The sequence below is a fragment of the uncultured Turicimonas sp. genome (assembly GCF_902477955.1).
Classification (GTDB): Bacteria; Pseudomonadota; Gammaproteobacteria; order Burkholderiales; family Burkholderiaceae_F; genus Turicimonas.
In genome coordinates this window covers 1-23,745 of the sequence record NZ_CABSJB010000008.1, presented here as the reverse complement: position 1 = coordinate 23,745, position 23,745 = coordinate 1, and the positions used below count along the sequence as shown (strand labels likewise).

Genomic DNA, 23,745 nt, shown 5'->3' with positions numbered 1-23,745 from the left:
ACGCATATTTAGGAGAAAGTATTTATGAAACAGCCTCATTTGGTGTTGTTGGTAGATGACCATTCTCTGATCACCACAGCAATGAGCGCGTTATTAAAAAGCATGTACCCGGAAGTCCAAATTTATACAGGATCTTCGGCAAGAGATGCGCGTGAGTTAGCAAACAAATTTGGTGATTCCGCAGACTTGATGATTTTAGATTTATGCTTACCTGACTCAAGCGGTACCGGATTACTTGAACAATTATTATCTGAATATCCTGCTCTGAAAATTCTTGTGTTATCAGGGGTAGTCGATCCGGACAGTATTTTGAAGAGCCTATCGGCCGGTGCTGCAGGTTACGTTCCTAAATCCTTGGATGCTACACTCCTTAAACATGCAATTAGCTTTGTGCTTGAAGGCGGTGTTTATATCCCATCCAAAGTTCTCTCTCAACAGCAGTCTGTAGGAATGAATCCTCAGCAGCCGCTTGAAAACCCGAGCTCCTCCGTGCACTTAACTCCAAGGCAATGTCAAGTTCTTAAACTGCTTAGCCAAGGAGATTCAATTAAGACTATCTGCAAAAAAATGGAACTCTCCGAGGGAACCATTAAGACTCATGTCGCAGCTATTTACCGAGCATTTAATGCCAAAAATAGGACTGAGGCCCTCATAGCAGCACGTAAAAACGGCTTCAATGTAGATTAACTCATAAAAAATCCGCCAAATCGGCGGATTTTTTATATTCTACTTTCTTCTTCTAATCTGTTTTCTTCCTTTTCTCTTAGAAGACTTCTTAACTTCTTTGACTGCCGCTGCAGGCGTCTCTGCAGACGGGGCAGCCTCAACTACTTCTTCTTTAACTTCGGCTTTTGGCTCTTCCTTGATTTCTTCTCTCGCCTCCGGTTCAGGAAGTTCCTCTTGGATGAGTTTTTCAGTTTCAGCTTGCTCTTTCTGTTCATCCTCTTTAACCAACTCCTTAAGGCTGTACTGAAGCTGTTCAAGAAAGTCGATTACAGCATACAGCTGTTCATCAAGAGGATGCTTTTTAGAGCGTGATTTAAGAATCAGTTTAAAAATTTTGTCTTCTAACTTAATTCTTTTTTTGATTTCTTTTTTGGAAATATCTTTTTTCTTAGACATAATTCCCTCCGTCACTTGATATTGAGAAAATATTATTGCATTGAGTTATAGGTATTATTGGATTTTACCCGAAGAACAACACGCTTCCTTCGTTCCGGAATAAGAAGTCAGATTACCTCTTGAACTGACTCTTAAACAGCTTTAAGGCTGATAAGGCTCTCCGTTTTTTCTTTTCGACCCGTTATCTGTTAGTTCTTCGAATCCGTTTCCTTCATCCAATGGCTTAAAAGGTTTAGGAGAGTCATTGACTAACCGTTCCGTAAAACCGAATTGATTTGGTTCTTTATCTGAAGGTGCGAACATTAGATAAAGCATTAGCGGAGGAAACATAAAAAACACAATGCACCAATAACCTGAGTGTCCTATGTCATGGAGTCGGCGAATAACCAAGAGAATTGAGGGCACGATGGCAAGGGCAAAATAAATCGAAACGATAATCGGATAATCCGAAACTATTGTATCCAGGCCAAAGCATAAGGCCGCAAAGAGAACAAAGAACAATACATACCAATTAAATTCTGATCTCCCTGCCCTTCCTCTGAAATCAGAAATTTTGCTTATTGCAAATTTGAACCATCTCAGCCCTGTTCTCATAAATCCTCCGTTCCTTCACAATAGCGCAAAGGGAGGCAGAAGCCTCCCTTTTAAAAACGAAGTGGGTATCAAATATTATGGAACCATGTCAGTAATTTCGTCTTTTCTGACTTTCTTGACTAAGTCCTCCCTCTTAACTCCTAAGTAGAGAGCGATAGCCGCAGAAACGAATACTGAAGAGTACACACCCAACAAAATACCAATAGTTAAAGCTAAAGCGAAGTAGTGGAGCGCAGGACCTCCGAAGAAAAACATCGCTAAAGTCACCATCAATGTCGAGGAGTGAGTAATGATCGTTCTGGATATAGTCTGGGTAATAGCCGTATTAACAATTTCTACCGGTGTTCCCTTTCGAATCTTTCTGAAGCATTCTCGGCAGCGGTCGAAAATAATTACGGATTCGTTAACGGAGTAACCAAGAACGGCCAGTACCGCAGCCAGCACTGGCAAGGAGAACTCCCATTGGAATAAAGAGAAGAACCCAAGCACCAAAATCACGTCGTGGAAGTTAGCGATAATGGCTGCCACAGCGAATTTCCATTCAAAACGGAACGCTAAGTAGACCATGATACCAATTATCACAAGCAAGAGTGCTGTTAAGCCGTCAGTTGCCAATTCTTCACCAACCTGAGGACCGACGAATTCAGTTCGTCTCAACTCGGCTTTAGCATCGTGCTGATGAATCACTTCCATAACTTCGGCGCTCATCTGTGCAGAGGTCTTATCCCCTTTCAGAGGAAGACGAATTTGAACGTCCCTGGCTGTACCAAAGTTAACAACCTGAACCTCACCGCCCGTGACTTTTTCCAAATCCGTACGGATTTGCTGAATCGGCGCAGCTTGCGGGTAATTAACTTCCATTACCAAACCGCCCGTAAACTCAATGGAGAAGGCTAAGCCTTTAATGACCAGAAGAGCAACTGCAATAAAAAATGAAATAAACGATATCGCATTCAAAATTTTTGAATACTTCATGAATGGAATCGTTTTATGAATCTTAAACAGCTCCATGATTAGGCTCCCTTTTTAGTTTTTTCTGCATCAGGGATCCAAACCTGACCAATTGAAAGCTTAGTAAGTTTCTTACGGCGACCATAGTAGAGATTAACAATTGCTCTAGATACCATCACGGCAGTAAAGATAGAAGTAAGAATACCTAAACAGTGAACAACCGCAAAGCCTCTGACCGGACCGGAACCAAAGATCAGCAGCGCAACACCGGCAATCAAGCTCGTAATGTTGGAGTCCAAAATGGTATTAAAAGCCATTCCGTAACCTTCGGAGATTGCCTGTTGAGGTGTACGTCCCACTCTCAGTTCTTCGCGAATACGTTCGTTAATAAGCACGTTAGCGTCAACAGCCATACCAAGGGTCAAGGCCATAGCGGCAATACCCGGCAACGTTAGAGTTGCTTGGAGCATAGACAAGATGGCAACCAGCAAGAATAAGTTGCAGGTCAAAGCTATTGCGGAAATTACACCAAACAAATGGTAGTAAATAATCATGAAGACGGAAACGGCGATGAAACCCCATAAAGTAGATTTAAAGCCAGCTTTAATATTTTCTTCACCAAGGCTCGGACCAACCAGTCTTTCTTCAATGATTTCCATCGGAGCAGCCAAAGAACCGGCTCTTAACAACAAAGCAGTATCCGTTGCCTCAACAGTGGTCATTCTTCCGGAGATTTGGACGCGTCCGCCTCCGATTTCCTGACGAATAACCGGAGCGGTGACGACCTCACCTTTACCTTTTTCGAAAAGGATGATAGCCATTCTCTTACCGACATTTTCACGAGTAACGTCTTTGAACTTTCTTGCGCCCTTATTGTCTAAGGTCAAGTTAACCGTCGGTTCTTGAGTCTGGCTGTCGAATCCCGGCTGAGCGTCATTTAAGTTTTCACCGGTGAGGATGACTTCACGCTTGACGAGAATTTCTCTGCCTTCTCGATCTTTGTATTTTTCAGTACCGAAAGGAACTGTTCCTTGGGCAAGAGAGTTCATTGCCTCCGGACTATCGTCGACCATACGCACTTCCAAAGTAGCTGTACGACCAAGAATGTCTTTAGCCTTTGCTGTATCCTGAACGCCCGGGAGCTGAACAACAATACGGTCTGCACCCTGCTGAGCAATTACAGGCTCTGCCACGCCAAGTTCATTAATTCTGTTATGAAGAGTAGCAACGTTCTGCTTCAAGGCATATTCCTGAACGTCAGACATTGCCTTTTGAGACATTGTTCCTCGAATGATGTAACGATTACCGCTTCCCGGCAGTTCTTCGTACTGCATATCGGACGCATGGTCTCTCAGTACATCGTAAGCAGCTCTTTGTTCTGCTTCACTTCTGAAGAGGATTTCGATGTTATTTCCGCTGCGTGTAATACCGGCGTGTCTAATCTTCTTTTCTCTTAAGAATGTTCTTACATCGCCGACTGCAGCTTCAATTCTCTTTGAAACGGCTGCTTCCATATCGACAGCCAAAAGGAAGTGAACACCGCCGCGAAGGTCAAGGCCTAAGTACATCGGCAAAGCATTAATACTTAAGAGCCACTGCGGAGTGTTTGGAACAAGGTTAAGAGCAACAATGTATGTTGGATCTTTTGGATCGGGGTTAAGAGCTTTGTCAATAACTTCTTTGGAACGGAGCTGAAGCTCGCCTTCAGTCGGCGCAAATCTAACTCTGATGGAGTTTTGCTGAGCACCTTGTTCGAAGAACACACCGTTAGGAGAAATTTGAGCCGCTTTTAACGCGTCTTCAACAGTCTTGAGAGTATTTTCCGTTACTTTTGCAGTTGCCTTGCCTGGGCTTACCTGAACGGCAGGCGATTCACCATAAAAGTTCGGCAAGGTGTAAACCAAACCGACAATAAGGATCACCGCAATCAGAACATACTTCCAAATAGGATATCGATTCATGGTTGGGAGGGATTAGACCACTAAAAATAAATACAACAAAAGCCCTCATTCGAGGGCTGAGTGAGCAGCTTTTAGAACTTGACTGTTCCCTTAGGAAGAACTGCTTGAACAGCTAAACGCTGGAAAGTGATAGTCACAGGTTTGTCGTCGACGGAAGCGATCTGAAGAACAAGATAGTTTTCATCGGCTTCAACGATCTTACCCATGATGCCGCCGGCTGTAACAACTTCATTACCAATGGTCAAAGCATCAATCATCTTCTTATGTTCTTTTTGTCTCTTTTGCTGAGGACGGATGAGCAAGAACCAGAAAACAACAAAAATCAAAAGCATTACGCCGAAAGAGGACATCATGCTTTCAAGGCCACCAGGCTGAGCTCCGGCTGCTTGGGCATATGCATCACTAATAAAAAACAATTTAAATCTCCATCACCGACTGGTGCATTAATAATTAACTTGGGAATTATAAAGGAGTTGAGTTAATTAGAAATTATTCAATTCCTCTCTTTCTATCCTCTGCGAATTTTTCGCACCATTCGTCAAACGTATCGTTATCCAATGCGTCTCTGATTTCCTGCATAAGATTGAGATAGAAATGAAGGTTATGAATCGTATTGAGACGTGCCCCCAAAATTTCATTGACCTTCTGCAAATGATGCAAATATGCCCTTGAGAAATTTCTGCAGCAATAGCAGTCGCAAGTTTCATCCAAAGGTCTCAAATCATTCTTATAGCGGGCATTTCTTAGCTTAATATCACCGTAGCGAGTGAAAAGCCAACCGTTACGAGCGTTACGTGTAGGCATAACGCAGTCAAACATGTCAATCCCTCTCTTGACGCCCTCTACCAAATCTTCGGGTGTTCCGACCCCCATCAGATAATGCGGCTTATCTGCAGGCATTCTTTCGCTCATATGGTCAAGAATGCGCATCATATCTTCCTTAGGTTCTCCGACAGAAAGACCGCCAATAGCGTAACCGTCAAAACCAATCTTCATCAGGCCTTCAAGAGATTCATCTCTGAGTTTCTCAAACATTCCGCCCTGAACGATGCCGAAAAGTGCATTAGGGTTCTGAAGTTTTACGAAAGCATTCTTGGAGCGCTCGGCCCACCTCAAAGAAAGTCTCATAGAGTCCGCAGCTTCTTTTTCAGTTGCGGGTCTGCCGTCGATTTCATATGGCGTACACTCATCAAAAATCATTGCGATATCTGAATTGAGGACCTTTTGAATCTCCATCGAGACTTCCGGAGTTAAGAAAAGTCTTTCACCGTTAATCGGAGAAGCAAACTTAACGCCTTCTTCGGTAATTTTTCTCAATTTGCCAAGAGAAAAGACTTGAAATCCGCCTGAGTCAGTAAGAATCGGCTTTTCCCAACCCATGAACTTATGAAGGCCACCGTGCTGTTCGATGACCTCCAGACCGGGACGCAGCCACAGATGGAAGGTATTACCTAAAATAATTTGGGAGCCGATCTCATTTAATTCAAGAGGAGACATAGCCTTGACGGTACCGTAAGTGCCTACAGGCATGAACACCGGAGTTTGGACCACCCCGTGGTTCAAATGCATCTCGCCTCTTCGGGCTTTTCCATGAGTTTTATGTAAATGAAAAGTCAAACTCATACAGTTTCCTTTTTCTCCAAGAAACAAGCGTCTCCGTAACTGAAGAATCTGTATTTTTCTTCTACGGCATGCTTGTAAGCTTTAAAAATTTCATCTTTTCCGGATAATGCGCTGACCAACATCACGAGGGTTGATTTGGGCAAGTGGAAGTTCGTGACCATAGCTCCGCATACTTTGAATTTATACCCGGGCTTAATAAAGAGGCGCGTCTCGTGTATTCCAGCTTTGACTTGGTTGTCTTCTTCAAGTGCAGCAGCTGATTCAACAGCGCGCAAACTTGTTGTGCCGACGCAAACCACTCTTCTTCCTTCCTTAAGTGCTTTGTTTATGGCATCTGCTGTTTTTTGATCAATGTGATACCACTCGGAATGCATTTTATGTTCAGATAATTTTTCTGAACGAACGGGCTGAAAGGTTCCGGCCCCTACGTGTAAGGTCACAAAGACTTCTTCACATCCTAAAGCCTTGATGTCTTTAAGCAGTTCATCCGTAAAGTGAAGTCCTGCGGTAGGCGCAGCAACCGCTCCCGGCTCTTTTGCATAGACCGTCTGGTATCTGGATTCGTCCGATTTAGAAGCTGCATGCGTGATATAAGGAGGCAGCGGCACCTTTCCGAATTTTTCTAAAACATCGAGAACAGGCTCGGTAAATTTCAGGAGAAAGAATTCCCCTTGACGGCCCGTGACCTCTGCTTCTGCCCTTCCTTCCACTCCATCTTTGACAAAAAAGAGTTTCGTGCCGGGTTTCGGAGACTTGCTTGAACGAAGCATTGTTAGAACTTCATATTCTCCGAGGATTCTTTCGAGCATCGCTTCGACCGCACCTCCGGATTCTTTATTGCCGTTAAGACGAGCCTTAATAACTTTAGTGTTGTTAAACACGAGAAGATCGTCTTTTCTCAGCAACTTTAAGATATCTCTGAAAGTTAAGTCTTCTATCTTTCCGTCTTTGGAAACATGAAGAAGTCGAGATGCCGTGCGGTCTGCGAGCGGGAATTGCGCAATGAGCTCTTCGGGAAGCTCAAAGTCAAAGTCTGATAAATATTGTTCTGTTTCCATGGCTTTACCGGCCACTCCATAAAATAAAAAATAAAGGTCCTTTATAGACCGTGCAATTCTAGAACAAAAATGGATGAGTCCAACTGTTTTTACAGTTACAACTTATTGAATTTTCGTATTTCTTCAGTTTCAAAAACCGACATCTTAAAGGCCGGTTTTTGGCTCAAATCAAAGCTGATGAGGCGTTCCCGGGGGATTCCCTACATAGGTTACCTCGAGAATATCGAGCTTCTTGACTCCTTTAGGAGTAGGCAGTAAAACAGTATCTCCTTCTGATTTTTTCAAGAAAACTCGAGCAATCGGAGAAATCCAAGACACATCTCCCACAGTCGCATCGGCCTCGTCAATTCCAACGATTCTAATTTTTGATTCGTTGCCGTCTTCATCGCTAAACAGCACCGTGGCGCCAAAAAATACTTGATCTGTCGGCGGCCGCGTAGCCGGATCGACAACTTCGCTGTTTTCCAAACGTTTATTCAAAAACCGAATTCTTCGATCGATTTCACGAAGTCTCTTCTTGCCATAAAGGTAGTCTCCGTTCTCACTTCTATCTCCGTTGGAAGCTGCCCAAGAAACCACCTGAACAACCTCCGGTCGCTCGACTTTAACTAACCTTTGTCTCTCATCAAGCAAACGATGATAGCAAGCCGGCGTCATGTAGTTCTTCGAACCTTTGATTTCCGGAATTTTTATTTCTTCCTCGTCATCATCTTCGTCAGTTAGGAATTCTTCTGCCATTTCTTTCATCACGAATAAAAGAAGGCCGCCTTAGCAGCCTCCTGAATCTAAGTTAAGACAATTTTACTTGTTCGGCTGATCTTTTTTATCATCGTCAGCCAGCTCTTCAATTGCTGACTTCGGTGCATCAGAAGCCTCAGGCTTTTTCTCCTCTCCGGCTCCAGAAGCCGCAGGAGTTTCAGAAACAGTCTCAGAAGAAGCTTCAGATACGGGCTCTTTGATTTCGGTTGCTTCAGCATCAATAACATCGTCATCCTTCTTAGCAGCTTTTTTGTGAAGCTGTTTAGGGGGTCTCGGATCTCTTCCGTCCATAATGTCGTCAATCTGTGCAGCGTCAATAGTTTCCCATTCCAAAAGGGCTTTGGCCATTTTGTGCATCTTATCTTGGTTTTCTTCGATAAGCTTTCTGGCAATCGCATACTGTTCATCGATAATGCGGCGAACTTCAGCATCAACCTTGCGCATTGTTTCTTCAGAAACATGCTTAGTCTGAGTAACAGAGCGTCCCAAGAAAACTTCGTTTTCGTTTTCTGCGTAAACCATTGGCCCCAAAGCATCGCTCATGCCGTATCTCATAACCATATCGCGAGCCATCTGAGTCGCTCTTTCGAAGTCATTAGAGGCACCTGTAGTCATTTGATGCATAAAGACCTCTTCAGCAATACGGCCGCCGAAAAGAATGGCAATACGAGTAAGCAAATACTGCTTATCGTAAGAGTAGTGGTCTTCTGCCGGAAGCTGCATGGTCAAACCAAGAGCTCTTCCGCGCGGAATAATCGTAACTTTATGAACAGGGTCGCTCTTCGGCATTAAACGGGCAACCAAAGCGTGTCCGCTTTCATGGTAAGCCGTATTTTTGCGCTCTTCCTCGTTCATGGCCATGCCTTTTCTTTCGGCACCCATCATGATTTTATCTTTGGCGCGTTCGAAGTCTTCCATGGCCACGACTTTACCGTTTCTGCGTGCAGCGAACAAGGCAGCTTCGTTAACAAGGTTAGCCAAGTCAGCGCCGGAGAACCCGGGGGTTCCACGGGCAAGAATTTCTTCGTCCACATCAGCACCGACAGGAATTTTTCTCATGTGAACTTTCAAAATCTGCTCACGGCCACGGATATCAGGAAGCGGAACTACAACTTGTCTGTCGAAACGGCCCGGACGCAATAAAGCCGGATCCAAAACGTCAGGACGGTTTGTTGCAGCAATGACGATAACACCGGAACCGGTATCGAAGCCGTCCATTTCCACAAGCATCTGGTTAAGTGTCTGTTCTCTTTCATCGTTGCCGCCGCCTAAACCGGCACCTCTCTGACGGCCGACCGCATCAATTTCATCAATGAAGATGATACAGGGAGAATTCTTCTTAGCATTTTCAAACATATCGCGGACACGAGCGGCACCCACACCGACGAACATTTCCACGAAATCAGAGCCGGAAATCGTAAAGAACGGAACCTTTGCTTCACCGGCGATAGCTTTTGCCAATAACGTTTTACCTGTACCGGGAGAGCCAACCAAAAGAACACCGCGGGGAATTCTTCCACCGAGCCTTTGATACTTGGTCGGGTCTTTTAGGAAGTCTACAAGCTCCGTAACCTCCTCTTTTGCCTCATCGCAGCCGGCGACATCAGCAAAGGTAATATTATTGTTGGTGCTGTCGAGCATTCGAGCCTTGGACTTACCAAAGCTGAAGGCACCGCCTTTTCCGCCGCCTTGCATCTGACGCATGAAGAAAATCCACACGCCGATCAAGAGAAGCATTGGGAACCAAGAAATAAAGAGAGTCGCTAAGAAGCTCTGTTCCTCATCCGGCTGTCCGTAAACCTGGACTCCTGCCTTTCTGAGATCTTCGACCATCCAGAGATCTCCCGGAGCCGTAATCTTATAAGAGGCTCCCTCCACGGGGGTTACTGTAAGAGTTCTTCCTTGGACGTCGACACGTTTAATCTTGCCGTCTTTAGCTTCATCCATAAATTGGGTGTAGCTTGTAGTCTGCTCAGAGGACGCAAGGCGTTTTGCGCCGTCAAACTGCTTGAAGACGGTAAACAACACAAAAGCGATGACAATCCAGATAGCTGCCTTCGCAAATAAATTTTTATTATTCAAAGTTTCACCTCAAACAATGAAGCTTGCTTGCTTCGATTTAATGAAGATATTCAATCGTTACATCAAAAACTAACAAAAGATTATGACAATAACATTATCGAAAAATTCTATCTATCAACACAAAGCAAGAAATATCCCACTTGTAATTATGTTGTGGTTGTTCGAGGCTTTTTCAAGATCCAGCCTCGAATTAGGAGATGAATTTTTGCAAACTACTTATAGTTAATCTTCGCCTGTTTTATCAAATCCGAGTTTTCAACTTTTGAAAGGTTCGCTCCTGATAATAGCGCAGAGAAGTTGGCCGGCAACGGGATGCAGACTTCTGTGTCACCTTCTCTTACTTTAATTTCAATCGGAGTAGTTCTCAAAGAAGACGGATGAACGGAAAGTTCTTCAATCAGTGCTTTTAACTCGCTCATTTTTCCCTTTTTATCTAGAACCAGCTGCAGCTTCGCTCCGTGAGATGCTCTGATTTCACTAATCGGACGCATGGATTTCAGATTCCAAGAGAAAACATTAGATTGATCGTTGTAGACGACCGTTCCTTCGACCATATACACTTCATCGACTGAAACCTCTTTCTTGCAGAACTCATAGAGTTCCTGCGAAGTTCTCATTTCGTAACGATGCAATCCGTCATCGATATTTAATTTACAGAAGTGGTTGCCGGTTTTACTGACACCGAAATTGATGCTGGAAACTACTCCGAAGCCTTTAAAGTTACTGAACTTGGTTTGAGTATCCAGAGGACATTCTTTAATGGTCAGACCGCCGAAATGGTCTTTGATTTCTTCCCGGCAAGCATCCATCGGAGAGCCGGTAAAGAAGAAACCGATGATGCTCTTTTCTTTCTTCATTCTCTCGAGCGTGTCCCAGGGCTTGTACTGAACCAACTCGGTGCTCATCTCAGAGCTTTCTTCCCCGAACAAACCCATCTGATCGGCATTTTCTTCATTTTCTTGAGCCGACCGATAAATCTGCGGAACGTTTTCCAGCCACATTCTGCGGTTCGGATCGATTGAATCGAACGCTCCAATCGTACTCAGAACTTCCAAAACCTTTCGAGACATAACTTTAGTTCCCAATCGGCTGACCAGATCTTCCATGTCTTTGAAAGGACCGTTCTTGGTTCTCTCTTCCACAATCGCATTGGCCGGGCCCTCTCCCATGCCTTTCAATGCGCCCATTCCAAAACGAATAGTCTTGGAATCAGGAGCGGTAAAGTAAAACTCGCTTGCGTTAATATCGACCGGCAGAACCTTTATGCCATGACGTTGGGCATCTGCTATGTAATCAAATAACTTCGTGGAGTTCAACATGACTTCACAAAGGTTAGCGGCAATAAATTCTGCCGGGTAATAGCATTTAAGCCACGCGGTTTGGTAAGCCACGTAAGAGTAAGCAGCAGCGTGAGACTTGTTGAAACCGTATTCCGCGAACTTCCTCATCTTATTGAAGAGCTCTTCGGCTACCTCTTCTTTTACCCCGTTCTTGACAGCTCCTTCCAAGAAAATCTTAGACTGCCGTTCCATTTCCGCAGCATCTTTCTTACCCATGGCACGGCGAAGAATATCAGCACCGCCAAGTGAATAGCCGGCGATAATCTGCGCGACCTGCATCACCTGTTCCTGATAAATCATGATTCCGACCGTTTCTTCCAAAACAGGAATCAGTCGATCATCTGCATACTCCGGCTTCTTCTCGCCGCCTTTTCTGAGCTCAATAAAGTCATCTGCCAAAGCCATCGGACCCGGGCGATAAAGAGCATTCAGAGCGATAAGGTCAGAAAGCTTAGTCGGAACGGAACGGACCATAATGTCGCGCATGCCCGGTGATTCAAACTGGAATACCATCGCGGTATCCGCAGGTTTAAAGATTTTGTCGTAAACCTTCTTATCCGTTGGCTGCAAATGTTCGATATCAGGACGTTTGCCCGTATTTTTTTCGATGTAATCCAATGCTCTTGCCACAATGGTAAGAGTGGTTAAACCAAGGAAGTCAAACTTAACCAGACCGACTTCTTCCACTCCCTTTTTGTCATACATACTGATGACGTTTTCCGGAAGCATATCAGCGGCATAAAGCGGACAAAAGTCGGTGAGTTTTCCCGGGGCAATCAGCACGCCACCGGCATGAATACCGATATTTCGGCACAAGCCTTCGAGCTTAATAGCAGAAGCTACTAAAGGTTTTAGCTCGGGAGAGTTGCTGATAATGGCTTTGAATTCGGGTTCACTTTCAATGGCCTGTTCCAAAGAAACTTGCTGCCCGGGATTAGAAGGAATATGACGTGTCAGTAAGTCGCATTGGTTATAGGGAAAGTCAAGAACACGGCCGACATCCTTGATAACACCTTTTGCCGCCATGGTACCGAATGTCGCGATCTGGCTCACCGCATCAGAACCGTATTTCTGTTTTACATATTCGATCACTCGGCCGCGGTTATTCTGGCAAAAGTCCACGTCAAAGTCAGGCATGGAGACGCGTTCAGGATTCAAGAATCGCTCAAACAGCAAACTGAATTCGAGAGGATCCAAGTCCGTAATTTCCAAGCAAAAAGCAACCAGAGAGCCGGCTCCGGATCCGCGGCCCGGACCGACCGGACAGCCGTGACTTTTAGCCCAACGGATGAAGTCCTGAACGATAAGGAAGTAACCGGAAAAACCCATCTTTTGAATAACGCCGATTTCTCTTTCTAGGCGCTCAACATATCTTGGTCTTTCAGTGTCTCTCTTAGCCTCATCCGGATAGAGAATCTTCAAGCGCATTTCCAGGCCTTCTCTGGAAAGCTGCGCCATGTAGTCGTCTAAAGAAATCCCGTCAGGCGTTTCGAACAACGGAAGCTGGGGCTTACCGAGTTTCATCATGAAATTGCAGCGTTTGGCTATTTCAACGGTATTTTCAATCGCACTGGGGATGTCTTTAAAGAGCTCCAGCATTTCTTCTTTGGTTTTGAAATACTGTTCTTCCGTATATTCTTTTACTCGATTAGGATTAGCCAGCGTTGTCCCCTGAGCAATGCAACAGCGGATCTCGTGATCAAGATATCCGTCGGCTTCTTGGAACTGAATAGGATGCGTGGCGACCACGGGAAGCTTTAGCTTATTTGCCAGTTTAATCGTCTCGGTGACTAGCTCCTCATCAAACTTGCGCCCTGCTCTTTGAAGTTCAAGATAAAGCCGGTCTTTGAAAATAGAGTGAAGTTTTTCCGCTTCTTCTTCTGCCGAGAAATTTTTATTGTTCAGTAAAGAACGTCCGATTGCGCCTTCATGAAATCCGGAAATAGCAATAAGCCCTTCGCAGTTTTCTTCCGTCAGCCATTCTTCTTCAATCAGCCCTTTTTCATCAACCTGATTTTCTAACCAAGCTTTTGTCAGCAAGTCACAAAGGGTGTGATAACCGTGTGCATTTGCACAAAGCAAAAGAAGTTTGGACGGATGATGAGCGTCCGATGGGTTCCTTATCCATGCATCTACACCGATAATTGGTTTTAAACCTTGCCCCAGACAAGCCTTATAAAAGGTAACGCCGCCGAAAATTGATCCTGCATCCGTACATGCTAAAGCTTTCATTCCTGCGGCCGTCGCTTTATGTACCACCTGTTTCAGGCGAATGGTACTGTCGCGAAAGGAATACTCCGAATGCATGCGCAGATGAACGAAATCTTGGCTCATAAAACAAAAATCCAATGAAGATGGAGAATGAAGAAAAGAGTAGCTTTTACTTAGGAAAAGGAGTTTAGCAAAATCGATCCGACAAGGTAAACGACTCAGCGATAAGCAAAAAGCCGGCGTCAATGCCGGCCGTCAGGCTGCTAAGGTCTAGTTACTTTAAGTCCCGCGCAACGATATAAACTTCCGCAGAAGAAGTTCTGGACGCTTCCGGCTTACGAGAAGCAACCTTCTTAAACAACTTCTTGCATTGTTCTACGAATTGAGAGTATCCGCTTCCTTGGAATACTTTACAGACAAACGTTCCGTTTTTCTTAAGATTTTCTTTGGCAAAATCGAGTGCCAATTCGTTCAGAAGCAAACAACGTGCGGCGTCTGCAGCTGCCACGCCGGAAAGATTCGGGGCCATGTCAGAAAGTACAACATCAACTTTTTCTCCTTGAAGAAGTTCGGTAAGCTGATCTGCAACTTCCTGTTCACGGAAGTCTCCCTGAATAAAGTTCACTCCTTCGATTGGGTCCATCGGCAGAATATCCAAAGCGATGGCGCGTCCTTGAATTTTTCCGTCAGAACCCATGAGTTTTTCTTTGACAACTTGACTCCAAGACCCTGGAGCGGCTCCCAAATCGACAACCGTCATTCCTTTTTTAATGATTTTATCTTTATCATTAAGTTCAATTAATTTATAGACAGAGCGTGCCCGATAACCGTCTTTTACTGACTGCTTTACAAAAGGATCATTGATATGACGTTTAATCCAGGCAGGATTAGATCGAAGTTTTTTTTCTGAGACAGGCATCGGTTTACACTCTAAAAAAATTCATAGGAGATGTGACTATCATGGCACAATTAAAGTTACCTCGCGATGAGCGTATCACACTTCGGGCGGCTGCTCACCATTTAGACCCTGTAGTTTTACTCGGTGCCTCCGGCCTGACAGAAGCAGTAAAAAAAGAAGTTAGCCGTGCCCTCGATGCTCATGAACTGATCAAGGTTCGTGTACCCAGCGATGATCGCGAAGAACGTGTAGAAATCTACGAAACATTAGCAGAAGAATTAGGCGCTGCAAAAGTCCAATTGATCGGCAAACTTTTTGTTCTTTATCGTCCGAACCCGGATAAAGACAAAAAAGAAGCGCCGGCCGAAAAAGCCCCGGCAGAGAAAAAAGAAAGAAAAACCGGCGCTAAGGCCAGAAACCAAAGGAAACGTTTGACTGAAATCATTCAGGCTGAAAAGAAAGGCAAAGCAAAGAGTCTGCCCTGGGCCTCCACGGTAAAGAAAGGCAAAACTCCGAAGGGACAGGTTAAAGCCGTCGGCGAAAAAGGGACTCCTCTTGGAAAACGGCTAGCCAGAAAAGGCTTCTCTAAATAATTTCTTTAACCTAAACGAAACGGCATTCGAGTGAATGCCGTTTTCATTTGCGTGAATCTCAATTGCCTAGATATATTCGATGTCAATGATTTCGTATTCGCTGACTCCGCCCGGAGCTTGAACCTCAGCTACATCGCCGATTGTCTTGCCAATCATTGCGCGTGCAATCGGACTGGCAATAGAGATGCGATTGTTCTTTGTATCACTTTCATCATTACCGACGATTTGGAAACGCTGTTGAATACCGGTTTCAACGTCTTCAATGGTAACGGTAGCACTGAATACGACTTTTTCCGTTCCTTCCAAAGCTGCCGGATCAATAATCTGAAACTGAGAGATTTTGCTCTCTAACTCAGCAATTCTTCCTTCAATAAAAGCCTGAGACTCTCTAGCTGCATCGTACTCGGCATTTTCAGAGAGGTCGCCCTTCTCACGGGCCTCCGCAATCGCCTGAACAACAGCGGGACGATCCTGGGTCTTCAGTCTGTTGAGTTCTGCCTTCAACAACTGAGCTCCTCTTACGGTAATTGGTATAGGCATTTTCGTTTTCCAAAAAATTTGGGCGTCAATCGCCCAGTTCTTATATTTTCGATAGCCCAATATTAAACCATTCTTTGGAGAGTTGAGCCTGAGAAAATGAAACCGGCTTCCCCAAAAAGGAGAAGCCGTTAAAAATTGTTAACTATGCTAAAGAAGAAACGAGCACAGCTTTAATTGTCGGAAGTCTGTTGCCAGCTTGCTGGAACACGATAGAAGCAGGAGACTCAAATACTTCTTCCGTGACTTCGATCCCGTCCTTGAGTTCCGGATAAGCTTCGATAACGGATTTGCCAACCTTTGTTTCAGTGTTGTGATAAGCCGGCAGGCAATGCATGAATTTAACATCCGGATTGCCGGAAGCTTCCATCAATTGGCGGTTAACTTGGTATGGAAGAAGAGCTTTAATTCTTTCGTCCCAAACTTCTTTCGGTTCGCCCATCGAAACCCAAATATCAGTGTGAATGAAGTCAACACCGCGGACGGCTTCGACAGGATCTTCAGTCAAAAGAATTCTGGCGCCGGATGCTTCCGCAAAGCTCTGGCACAAAGCCAAGAGTTCTTCGTTCGGCCAATATTCCTTAGGAGCACCGATTCTTACATCCATCCCCATCTTCGCTCCGATCATCAGCAAAGAATTGCCGGTGTTGAATCTGGCATCGCCAAGATAAGCGAAGCTAATCTTCTTCCATGGTTTCTGGCAAGTTTCTTTCATTGTCAACAGATCGCAGAGCATCTGAGTCGGATGCCATTCATCGGTCAAACCGTTAAAGACAGGAACGCCTGAGTACTCAGCTAATTCTTCAACAACTTCCTGAGAAAAGCCTCTGTATTCGATGGCGTCATACATAGAACCGAGAACACGGGCGGAATCTTTAATACTTTCTTTATGGCCGATCTGAGAGACGGACGGGTCAAAGAAGGTTGTGTGGGCGCCTTGATCGTAGGCAGCAACCTCAAAAGCGCTTCTTGTACGAGTAGATGTTTTTTCAAAAATCAAAGCGATGCTCTTGCCGGTTAACTGTCTGACTTCAGTCCCTGCTCTTTTTGCACGCTTTAAATCAGCTGCCAATTCAATAAGATAATCAATTTCAGCCGGTGTGTGGTTTACCAGGCTCAATAAGCTGCGGTTCTTTAAACTTGATGGCATGGGTATATCCTCTTTTGAGGACGCAAGAGCATCCTCGATTAACAAAAATTAAAGTCTGTCCTTATGCAATTCCTGCAAGGAGTAAACATCCTGCTCGTGCATATGGCGAATACCTTCTACTACAGCTAATGCGTTAGCCATGGCGGTGTAGAAAGTCACATGGTTCGATAGGCTCGCAATACGGATTGCGGAAGCATCCGCAATTTCAGTGGTATTTTCAGCGGCGACGGCAATAACCATTTGAATTGTGCCGTTCTTCAATTCGTCCACAACGTTCGGACGGCCTTCGGAAACCTTATTCACGATTTCGCACTTATAACCGGAATCCTGAATTACTTTAGCCGTTCCTCTTGTAGCAACAAGCTTATATCCGGCTTCGGTAAATTGTCTGGCCAATTCCGGCAAACGAGGTTTGTCCGAATCCTTAACGGAAATAAACACCGTTCCGGAACGAGGGATGGCAGAGTCAGCTCCTAACTGGCTCTTAAACAAAGCCTGTCCGAAAGACTGACCAACACCCATTACCTCACCGGTAGACCTCATTTCCGGCCCAAGAACCGGATCAACGCCCAAGAACTTGGCAAACGGGAATACGGCCTCTTTAACGCTGTAGTGGTCCAGTTCGACTTCAACCGGCTTGCCCTGTTCTTCTAATGTCTGACCGACCATGCAACGGGCTGCAATTTTGGCTAGCTGCTGGCCGGTAGATTTAGAAACAAAGGGAACGGTTCTGGAAGCTCTCGGATTGACCTCAAGAACATAAATTTCCGGATGGTCGGTAAAGGCATTCTGAATGGCAAATTGAACATTCATCAATCCAACCACATTCAGTGCTTTTGCCATAACGCGAGTCTGACGCTTAACTTCCTCCACAATCTTCGGATCTAAAGAATACGGAGGAATGGAGCAAGCGGAGTCACCGGAGTGGACGCCTGCCTGTTCGATATGCTGCATTACGCCGCCGATTCTTACTTCATTGCCGTCTGAGACCGCATCAATGTCCATTTCGACTGCGTCATCCAGGAATCTATCGAGAAGCACCGGAGAATCAAAAGTAACCTTAATAGCTTCTCTCATGTAACGTTCAAGAGAGCTTCTTTCATGAACGATATCCATGGCCCGGCCGCCGAGAACGTAACTTGGACGAACGACGAGGGGATAGCCGATTTCTTCAGCCATTCTGATAGCCTCATCTTCGGTTCTAGCCGTTCTGTTAGGCGGCTGACGAAGCCCCAATTGCTGGAGAAGATGCTGGAACCTCTCACGGTCCTCAGCAATATCGATGGAGTCAGGTGTTGTTCCGATAATCTTGACGCCGTTAGCTTCCAGAGCACGAGCCAATTTCAGCGGAGTTTGTCCGCCGTACTGAACGATAACGCCTTCTGGTTTTTCGATATTGATAATCTCCAAGACATCTTCGAGAGTGACGGGTTCGAAATAGAGTCTGTCGCTGGTATCGTAGTCAGTAGAGACTGTTTCCGGATTGCAGTTGACCATGATGGTCTCATAGCCGTCTTCGCGGAGAGCCATTGCGGCGTGTACGCAGCAGTAATCGAATTCGATACCTTGTCCGATTCTGTTAGGACCGCCGCCGAGCACCATGATCTTGCGGCGGTTTGTCGGATTCGCTTCATTTTCTTCCTCGTAAGTGGAGTACATGTAAGCGGTATCCGTCGGGAATTCTCCGGCACAAGTATCAACACGCTTGTAAACGGGGCGAATGCCCAAAGAATGGCGATAGTTTCTGACATCGTCTTCTTTAACATTAAGAAGCTTAGCCAGTCTTCTGTCAGAGAATCCTTTTCTCTTCAAGAAGTACATTTCGTCTTTGGTAATCTGATCCAAAGAAGTTTCTTTGATTCTTCCTTCGATATCTACCAATTCTTTAATCTGAGCGAGGAACCACGGGTCGATCTTTGTCGCGTGGTAGGCATCGGTGACGCTGTAGCCGAGACGGAAAGCATCTGCCAAATACCATAATCTTTCAGGTCCGGGTTCGCTGATTTCGTGATGGATGGTTGTTCTGTCGGTTGAAATCTCATTAAGCCCGTCTTTACCTGTTTCCAAGCCTCTCAATGCTTTTTGGAGAGATTCTTGGAAAGTACGGCCGATGGCCATGACTTCACCGACGGACTTCATTTGCGTAGTCAAGCGCTTATCTGCTTTCGGGAATTTTTCAAAAGCAAAACGAGGAGCTTTGACGACGACATAGTCAATAGTCGGCTCGAAAGATGCCGGAGTTAAACCGCCGGTGATATCGTTTTTCAGTTCATCCAAGGTATAACCGACGGCTAATTTCGCTGCGATCTTAGCAATCGGGAACCCGGTTGCTTTAGATGCTAAAGCGGAAGAGCGGGAAACACGAGGATTCATTTCGATGACAACCAAGCGGCCGTCTTTGGGATTGACTGCGAACTGAACGTTAGATCCGCCGGTGTCTACACCGATTTCCCGAAGGATGGCGATAGAGGCGTCACGCATGATCTGATATTCCTTATCAGTCAGCGTTTGGGCCGGGGCAACGGTAATAGAGTCACCGGTGTGAATTCCCATCGGATCTAAGTTTTCAATGGAACAAACGATTATGCAGTTATCCTTAGAATCGCGGACGACTTCCATCTCATACTCTTTCCAACCGAGAAGAGACTCTTCAATCAAAAGTTCGTGAGTCGGAGACAATTCCAACCCGCGTGTGCAAATCTGCACGAACTCTTCCATGTTGTAAGCAATTCCGCCGCCGGAGCCTCCGAGTGTAAAACTCGGACGGATAATGGCAGGGAATCCGATCTTGGATTGAACCTTAAGAGCTTCGTCCAAGGAGTAAGCGATTCCGGAGCGGGCGCTTCCGAGACCGAGCTTATCCATCGCTTCTTTAAATTTCAAACGATCTTCGGCCTTTTCAATAGCGGCCGGAGAAGCACCAATAAGTTCGATGCCGTATTTTTCCAAAACACCGGATTTAGAAAGTTCCATGGCGCAGTTCAATGCTGTCTGACCGCCCATGGTCGGGAGAATGGCATCCGGTCTTTCTTTTTCAATAATTTTCTCTAAGACAGCCGGAGTAATCGGTTCGATATAAGTTGCATCGGCTGTCTGAGGGTCAGTCATAATGGTCGCCGGATTGCTGTTGACCAAAATAACTCGATAGCCCTCTTCTCTTAAAGCTTTACAAGCCTGAGCACCTGAATAGTCGAACTCACAGGCTTGGCCGATCACAATAGGACCGGCACCGATGATAAGAATAGCTTTAATGTCTGTGCGCTTTGGCATAATTTTCTATTCCTTAATTCTTTGCTGAGGCTAATCCGCCTTCGATTAATTCGATAAGAATGTGAATGACCTTAATATGCAGTTCCTGAACTCTGTCGGCGAATCGTCCGCCGGGAGTTACGACAGCGACATCAGCCAATCTGCAAATCTGACTGTCAGGCTTTCCTGTTAAAGCAACGACCTTGATCCCGAGCTTACGGGCTTCTTCGGCGGCTCTTACCACGTTTTTACTTGTACCGCTGGTAGTGATGGCGAGAAGAACATCACCTTTTCTACCGACAGCTCTCAAGTAGCGAGAGAAGACTTCTTCGTAACCGTAGTCGTTACCAACACAAGACATATGCGAAGGGTCGTTCATAGATACCGCTCCGATAGGGTCGCGATCTAAGCGGAATCGACCGGAAAGTTCTTCAGCAAAGTGCATGGAATCACATAGAGAACCTCCATTGCCGCAAGAGAGAATCTTTCCTCCGTGTTTGAGCGATTCAATCATTACCTGAGCTGCTCTCACAATCTCCTGCTGAACACTTTCATTTGCAACGAGATTATCAAGTGCCTCTTTTGCCTCAGCTAACGCTGTTTTGACTGTATCTAACTGGCTTGTCATCTTAATTTTTTGCCTGCTTAATAAGGTCTAAGAAGCGATCAAAGAGATCTTGAATGTCATGAGGTCCGGGACTGGCTTCAGGGTGTCCCTGGAAGCAGAAGACGGGAGCATCTGTCAGTTCAAAACCTTGCAGGGAACCGTCAAACAAAGATTTATGGGTAACTTTGGCATTTGCCGGAAGCGTTTTTTCGTCGACCATGAAGCCGTGGTTCTGGCTGGTGATATATACCTTATTGGTTTTAACATCAACTACAGGATGATTTGCTCCGTGATGGCCGAACTTCATCTTTCGAGTGTCTCCGCCGCAGGCCAGACCAAGAATCTGATGACCTAAGCAAATACCGAATAAAGGAAGTTTTGCTTCGATAGCTTTTTTCGCTACTTCAATAGCGTAGTCACAAGGTGCAGGGTCTCCGGGACCGTTAGATAAGAAGATCCCGTCCGGGTTTAATGCCATTGCTTCTTCGAAGGTTGTTTGAGCCGGCACAACGGTGACCTTGATGCCGCGATCGGCCAACAAACGAAGAATATTTTCTTTAATGCCGAAATCCCATGCAACAACTCGGTAAGGATAGGCATCTAAGTGTCGCATGCCCGGGCGTCCCCAGCCATTATCAATTTGCCAAGTGCCCTCGGACCATTGATATCGGTAATCACTTGTCACCACTTTGGCCAAATCCTGACCGTTCATCACGGGGGCATCGGCAGCAGCTTTGCGGGCTGCGTCAAGCTCTTCGTCCGTGAGCTTTCCTTCTGAGGCTGCGACAATGCAGCCGGGTTGAGCCCCTTTAGTACGAAGAATACGGGTTAAACGTCGGGTATCAATATCGGCAATAGAAACAATTCCATGCTGTTTCAAATACTCTCCGAGACTTCTCTGACTTCTCCAATTAGAAACTACAGAAGATTCGTCACGGATAATCAAACCGCTTGCAAAGATGGTTCGGGATTCAGCATCGTCCTGATTGACGCCGACATTGCCGATATGCGGATAAGTGAGGGTAACGAGCTGACCCTTGTAAGAAGGATCCGTGAGAATTTCTTGATAACCGGTCATTGCAGTGTTGAAAACGACTTCGCCAATCGTCATACCAGGAACACCGATAGACCTTCCTTTAAAAACAGCTCCGTCCGCAAGCACTAAGGCAGCTTCAGGTCGGGTGTCATTAATTAATTTGTTATTCACCATGACTCCGTAATGCCACCGAGACGCCGTTTCGGTCCCGGTCGCAGGATAAAAATATTTTGTTAAAGTTCATAGGACATAGGGATGCCTTATAAACCTTTCGATTATATCAATGGGTCCCTCCTAACCCTTTTTCTCGACTAAGAATTTTCCCGAGACCTTTGCATGTTAATCACTCCACGTTTTCCCAGCGGGGAGAGGCGGTAAGAGACCCAATTTTGTTGCTGACATACTGAAAGAGTTTCTCTAAGTTTTAGAATTAAAAGATTGGTTTCTATCTTGATAAAAGACAAAATAATCATGAATCAGTTACAAGCTTTATCTCAGTACACGACTATTGTTGCCGACACCGGTGATATTGACTCCATTGCCAAAATTCAACCGCAGGATGCGACTACTAATCCTTCTCTTATTCTTAAAGCAGCGAAAAACCCGGCTTATAAAAAATTACTTCTTCGAGCAGTTCAAGAAGGCAAAGATATTGAAGATGCTGCAGATAGAGTTCTTGTCAACTTCGGAACTGAAATTCTGAAATACGTCCGCGGAAGGGTCTCGACAGAAGTCGATGCACGCCTGTCTTTCGATACTGACAAAACTGTTGAAAAAGCCAGAAAGCTGATTTCGCTTTACAAAGAAGCCGGAGTCGATCCTGACAGAGTACTAATCAAGATCGCCGCTACTTGGGAGGGAGTGCAGGCAGCAAAGATTTTGCAGGCTGAAGACATCCACTGCAACTTGACGTTAATTTTTTCCGTCGTGCAAGCAGAAATAGCTTCCCAAGCAGGAGCCACTCTAATTTCACCTTTTGTCGGCCGCATATATGACTGGCATAAAAAGAATGCCGGAGCTGACTGGGATGAAGAAGCCAACAAAGGTGAACAAGATCCCGGAGTTAAGAGCGTCAAATTAATTTTTGAAAGACTCAAGGGTGTTGGGTCTAAGACAGAAATTATGGGAGCAAGCTTTAGAAATAAGGAACAGATTCTTGCTCTTGCCGGCTGCGATTTACTGACCATTTCTCCTGCTTTAATTTCAGAGTTGGAAAATTGTTCTGCTCCGGTCGAACAGAGAATCTTCAAAGAAGCAGTCCCTTCATTGAAATGCGAAGAAATCAGCCATGCTAATTTCCTCTTTACAATGTGCGCAGACAAAATGGCAACTGAAAAGCTTAACGAAGGAATTTGTGCTTTCGTAGCCGATACCTTAAAGCTGAAAGAATTGCTCTTAACGCTGCAGGATTAATTTATTTATTTGAGGAAAGATATGTTTCCAGCTGATATGAAGGGCTCCCTTTTTCTGGTATCCGCACCGAGCGGAGCCGGAAAGTCCTCTTTGGTCAATGCACTGTTAGAAAAAGTTAAAGGCATTGAGCTTTCCATTTCTACAACGACCCGCGCTCCGCGTCCGGGTGAAGTCGACGGCCGCGAATACAACTTCACGACCGTTGAAAAATTTCTAGAAGCTAAAGAAAAAGGAGAATTCCTTGAATCCGCATTGGTTCACGGAAACTACTACGGCACCAGCAAAAAGTGGATTGAAGAGAAAATGAAGGAAGGAACCGACGTTCTTCTTGAAATCGACTGGCAAGGCGCCTTTCAGGTTAGAGATATCTTCCCTGAAGCGGTAACAATTTTTATCCTTCCTCCTTCCATCAAGTCGTTGGAGGAAAGGCTCCATAAGCGCGGACAGGACTCCGAAGACACTATTACCCGCAGACTGTTGGGTGCAGGTGCTGAAATGGTGCATGCTAAGGACTTCCAGTTCGTTATAATTAATGAAGTTTTTGAAACGGCTCTTGATGAG

The 23,745-nt window shown here is 45.3% G+C and carries 20 protein-coding genes; 4 read left to right on the top strand and 16 right to left on the bottom strand.

Annotated elements, in window-relative coordinates; genetic code table 11:
- Positions 1-24 precede the first annotated feature (24 nt).
- A complete protein-coding gene (locus RDK53_RS03650; RefSeq protein ID WP_217983895.1) occupies positions 25-687 on the top strand; it encodes a response regulator transcription factor in 663 nt (220 codons plus the stop codon).
- Positions 688-726: 39 nt separating this feature from the next.
- Here the strand turns inward: RDK53_RS03650 and RDK53_RS03645 are convergent, their stop codons facing one another.
- From RDK53_RS03645 to RDK53_RS03595, 11 genes are all read right to left on the bottom strand, one after another.
- Positions 727-1,122 (bottom strand): hypothetical protein, encoded by a 396-nt coding sequence (locus tag RDK53_RS03645; RefSeq protein WP_308513340.1) that lies wholly within the window; start codon positions 1,120-1,122, stop codon positions 727-729.
- Positions 1,123-1,263: 141 nt separating this feature from the next.
- Positions 1,264-1,716, bottom strand: coding sequence for a DUF805 domain-containing protein (locus tag RDK53_RS03640; protein WP_308513339.1), 453 nt, complete (start codon positions 1,714-1,716; stop codon positions 1,264-1,266).
- 75 nt (positions 1,717-1,791) lie between these two features.
- A complete protein-coding gene (gene secF, locus RDK53_RS03635) occupies positions 1,792-2,727 on the bottom strand; it encodes a protein translocase subunit SecF (RefSeq protein WP_308513338.1) in 936 nt (311 codons plus the stop codon).
- Between the two features lie 2 nt (positions 2,728-2,729).
- Complete coding sequence (gene secD / locus RDK53_RS03630; protein WP_308513337.1) at positions 2,730-4,628, bottom strand: protein translocase subunit SecD; 1,899 nt, start codon at positions 4,626-4,628, stop codon at positions 2,730-2,732.
- Between the two features lie 71 nt (positions 4,629-4,699).
- Complete coding sequence (yajC, locus tag RDK53_RS03625) at positions 4,700-5,044, bottom strand: preprotein translocase subunit YajC (protein ID WP_066593416.1); 345 nt, start codon at positions 5,042-5,044, stop codon at positions 4,700-4,702.
- 73 nt (positions 5,045-5,117) lie between these two features.
- On the bottom strand, positions 5,118-6,251 hold the full coding sequence (gene tgt, locus RDK53_RS03620; RefSeq protein ID WP_066593418.1) for a tRNA guanosine(34) transglycosylase Tgt: 1,134 nt from the start codon (positions 6,249-6,251) through the stop codon (positions 5,118-5,120).
- On the bottom strand, positions 6,248-7,309 hold the full coding sequence (gene queA / locus RDK53_RS03615) for a tRNA preQ1(34) S-adenosylmethionine ribosyltransferase-isomerase QueA (protein WP_282195731.1): 1,062 nt from the start codon (positions 7,307-7,309) through the stop codon (positions 6,248-6,250). Before queA ends, tgt begins: the two co-directional genes overlap by 4 nt.
- A 168-nt stretch (positions 7,310-7,477) precedes the next feature.
- Positions 7,478-8,047, bottom strand: a complete 570-nt coding sequence (gene greB, locus RDK53_RS03610; protein WP_308513336.1) for a transcription elongation factor GreB — start codon at positions 8,045-8,047, stop codon at positions 7,478-7,480.
- Positions 8,048-8,110: 63 nt separating this feature from the next.
- Positions 8,111-10,150 (bottom strand): ATP-dependent zinc metalloprotease FtsH, encoded by a 2,040-nt coding sequence (gene ftsH / locus RDK53_RS03605; RefSeq protein ID WP_308513335.1) that lies wholly within the window; start codon positions 10,148-10,150, stop codon positions 8,111-8,113.
- Between the two features lie 212 nt (positions 10,151-10,362).
- Positions 10,363-13,824, bottom strand: a complete 3,462-nt coding sequence (gene dnaE, locus RDK53_RS03600) for a DNA polymerase III subunit alpha (RefSeq protein ID WP_308513334.1) — start codon at positions 13,822-13,824, stop codon at positions 10,363-10,365.
- 151 nt (positions 13,825-13,975) lie between these two features.
- Complete coding sequence (locus RDK53_RS03595) at positions 13,976-14,620, bottom strand: RlmE family RNA methyltransferase (RefSeq protein ID WP_308513333.1); 645 nt, start codon at positions 14,618-14,620, stop codon at positions 13,976-13,978.
- Between the two features lie 41 nt (positions 14,621-14,661).
- Between RDK53_RS03595 and yhbY the strand changes: the two genes are divergently transcribed.
- Positions 14,662-15,192 carry a ribosome assembly RNA-binding protein YhbY gene (yhbY, locus tag RDK53_RS03590; RefSeq protein WP_308513332.1) on the top strand — a complete coding sequence of 177 codons (531 nt, stop codon included), beginning with the start codon at positions 14,662-14,664 and terminating at the stop codon, positions 15,190-15,192.
- Between the two features lie 66 nt (positions 15,193-15,258).
- On the opposite strand, the gene greA is transcribed toward yhbY, so the two are convergent.
- The 5 genes from greA to carA form a co-directional block, all read right to left on the bottom strand.
- A complete protein-coding gene (gene greA, locus RDK53_RS03585) occupies positions 15,259-15,732 on the bottom strand; it encodes a transcription elongation factor GreA (protein WP_066593434.1) in 474 nt (157 codons plus the stop codon).
- Positions 15,733-15,874: 142 nt separating this feature from the next.
- Positions 15,875-16,879, bottom strand: coding sequence for an ornithine carbamoyltransferase (locus RDK53_RS03580; protein ID WP_066593437.1), 1,005 nt, complete (start codon positions 16,877-16,879; stop codon positions 15,875-15,877).
- A gap of 48 nt (positions 16,880-16,927) precedes the next feature.
- Positions 16,928-20,149, bottom strand: coding sequence for a carbamoyl-phosphate synthase large subunit (gene carB, locus RDK53_RS03575; RefSeq protein WP_308513331.1), 3,222 nt, complete (start codon positions 20,147-20,149; stop codon positions 16,928-16,930).
- Between the two features lie 13 nt (positions 20,150-20,162).
- A complete protein-coding gene (locus tag RDK53_RS03570; protein ID WP_308513330.1) occupies positions 20,163-20,756 on the bottom strand; it encodes an SIS domain-containing protein in 594 nt (197 codons plus the stop codon).
- A gap of 1 nt (position 20,757) precedes the next feature.
- A complete protein-coding gene (gene carA, locus RDK53_RS03565) occupies positions 20,758-21,942 on the bottom strand; it encodes a glutamine-hydrolyzing carbamoyl-phosphate synthase small subunit (RefSeq protein WP_308513329.1) in 1,185 nt (394 codons plus the stop codon).
- 297 nt (positions 21,943-22,239) lie between these two features.
- Here carA and RDK53_RS03560 point away from each other — a divergent pair, with 297 nt between their 5' ends.
- On the top strand, positions 22,240-23,184 hold the full coding sequence (locus RDK53_RS03560; protein WP_374041559.1) for a transaldolase: 945 nt from the start codon (positions 22,240-22,242) through the stop codon (positions 23,182-23,184).
- A 21-nt stretch (positions 23,185-23,205) separates the two neighbouring features.
- On the top strand, positions 23,206-23,745 hold a 540-nt coding region (gene gmk, locus RDK53_RS03555), incomplete at its 3' end, for a guanylate kinase (RefSeq protein ID WP_308513327.1).